This is a genomic window from Sporolactobacillus sp. KGMB 08714, assembly GCF_036598985.1.
Taxonomy (GTDB): domain Bacteria; phylum Bacillota; class Bacilli; order Bacillales; family Sporolactobacillaceae; genus Sporolactobacillus.
Genome location: NZ_JAUUBW010000057.1, coordinates 1 through 1,966, shown reverse-complemented (window position 1 = coordinate 1,966; position 1,966 = coordinate 1). Strand labels below are relative to the sequence as shown.

The window sequence follows — 1,966 nt, the reverse complement described above, 5'->3', positions numbered from 1 at the left end:
TCCTACGGACATTATATCCGGCAATGAATGGACGGGCAATTCCGTCAGCTTTCGGTCAAAATCAAGCGTCAATAACACCATTCGTCTTTTTCATCGCTTCGCTACGGACCATCATCTCCTCATAAAACTGGTTCAGACAGGCGATCATGTCTTCTTTCCGGTAGTAGACGTTGGGCAGGACTTCCGAAAGATCTGCAAGATCCGCGTTCTTCGGGTCAAGGACATAAAGCATGGCGTTGGTCCGCGCCAAGGCCTCAATAAGCGAGAAGATGAAGTACGATTTTCCTCACCTGTTCCCCCAGCAATGAGCATATGGGGAAGCTGATCATAGTCCCACCAGACGTTTTTCATGAGCTTAAGCCTGCCGTGCTCTGCCTTGACTTCATCAATCGTGATCCGGTTGGCAATCATGTCGTAAAGCAGCGTGTATTCGATATAAGCATCCTTGGGCTCTTTTTCCACCAGTTCACAGTACAAGCCGCTTTCCAACTTCTTTTCCAAGTGCAAAAATTGGTCTTGGTATTTTCCCAAGGGTATTTCGACATGGATATGAATCAACCCATTTTTGAGTCGGTAGTATAGCTTTGGGAAATGAGTGATGCGCTCCTTTGCCCTGCCGGATGACCCCTCCTTGAAGAGGCCGTCACGCTGAACCTGCTCGGATTCATACCATTTATTTTCTAAGATCATTTTAGCCAGCTTTTGACGGTGCACGAGCTGTTTCACGCGATCCCGACGAAAGCGGTCATAAAGCCAGGCAGCAAGCAGGCATACTCCTGCGGCTGCTAGGACACTGAAAACCAGATAGGGTGTGATTGGCAGCTGAAAACGTCCATCACGGAAAAGTTGGATCTTTTGCCAATCTATATGCATAAGTTGCTTCCCATGAAAAATCAGCAAGACGAACAGGAAAACGAGAATAAGTGACGTAGCGGCAAAACGAAAGACCAGATGCTGATCGCTCGCTCGAATCCGTTTTCCTTTATAGACAAAATGGTTCATCGGTAATCCTTTCCGGAAAATGAAAAGGTGTTATTTTCCTTTTGTTTGCGGCTGGGGCTGTTGACTCGGTGAACGAGAGATGGACTGCTTATTTATCAGCACAATGTCATCAGCCTTGATATACCAGTCCACATCTGCTCCTCGGAACGTCGCGGTTGCCACCGTATTTGCCACTGGGTTGACCAGTTCGACTTCGGCATTATAGTTATACTCTTTTAACGGGATGGCGGCCGGAATACTGACCTGTATCATCTGCCCTTGTCCACGAGATTTCAGGTCATAGGTGCGTTCCTTGATTTCGTCACTGACTGTGCCGTCCTCATTATTAACGTGCACTTCACGGCGGAGTGCGGAGAATTTCAGCGCGCCAAATGTCTTGTCCTTATCAATCACAATGCCTTCAGCTAATCTCATTTTTTGCCCTCCTTATGCTTTCAGCATGTCGTCTGCATGCAGAATATAATTTTTAAAACCACGAGCACCAATTTTATAACCCTCTGCGGTAATCCGAGGATTGATCAGTTTCACTTTGTCTTCGACCTCAAAATGCTTTTCACCCGCTTCCGGAGGCAGCACCAAAACGATATCATCTGCTCGCTGGATATCGGAATACAAATTGTAGCTGCGGGAAAGGAGCATCGTGCGACCATTAAACCGGCGCTGTTCCACATTGCCTTCTCCGGCATATTCCAAATTTCCAAAGGTCTTTTCCATATTTGGAATAACAAATTTCAATTTCAATGTTTTTTCCTCTTTTCTTTTTTTTACTTGCAAATTAAACTCTGCATACATGTTAATAGTTGGGGAAGGAGGAGCCCTCCCATCTTGTTTTGGTTGAGCCATGAGGATTCAACTCCTTTAAATTTTGAATGTTAAATTTGGGCAAGAAAAAAGAGGCTGTCTCAAAAGCCCTGTTAAAACTCAAGAACCGGAGAGAAAATTTGTAAAAAAATTTCTCTCCGGT

Annotated in this window: 2 protein-coding genes and 1 pseudogene; all 3 read right to left on the bottom strand. The window is 45.4% G+C overall.

The genetic code is table 11. The features are described 5' to 3' along the window. Window positions 1-85: 85 nt before the first annotated feature. A pseudogene (locus tag Q6A92_RS18085) lies at window positions 86-1,002 on the bottom strand (FtsK/SpoIIIE domain-containing protein); the annotation flags it as partial. Between the two features lie 30 nt (window positions 1,003-1,032). Continuing rightward, window positions 1,033-1,416, bottom strand: a complete 384-nt coding sequence (locus tag Q6A92_RS18080; protein WP_332238959.1) for a YdcP family protein — start codon at window positions 1,414-1,416, stop codon at window positions 1,033-1,035. A gap of 12 nt (window positions 1,417-1,428) precedes the next feature. Continuing rightward, window positions 1,429-1,743 (bottom strand): YdcP family protein, encoded by a 315-nt coding sequence (locus Q6A92_RS18075; protein WP_332238960.1) that lies wholly within the window; start codon window positions 1,741-1,743, stop codon window positions 1,429-1,431. Window positions 1,744-1,966 lie beyond the last annotated feature (223 nt).

Coding starts and splice junctions, on each gene's coding strand:
- Q6A92_RS18080 (WP_332238959.1), bottom strand. CDS start 1,416: ATGAGATTAGCTGAAGGCATTGTGATTGATAAGGACAAGACATTTGGC.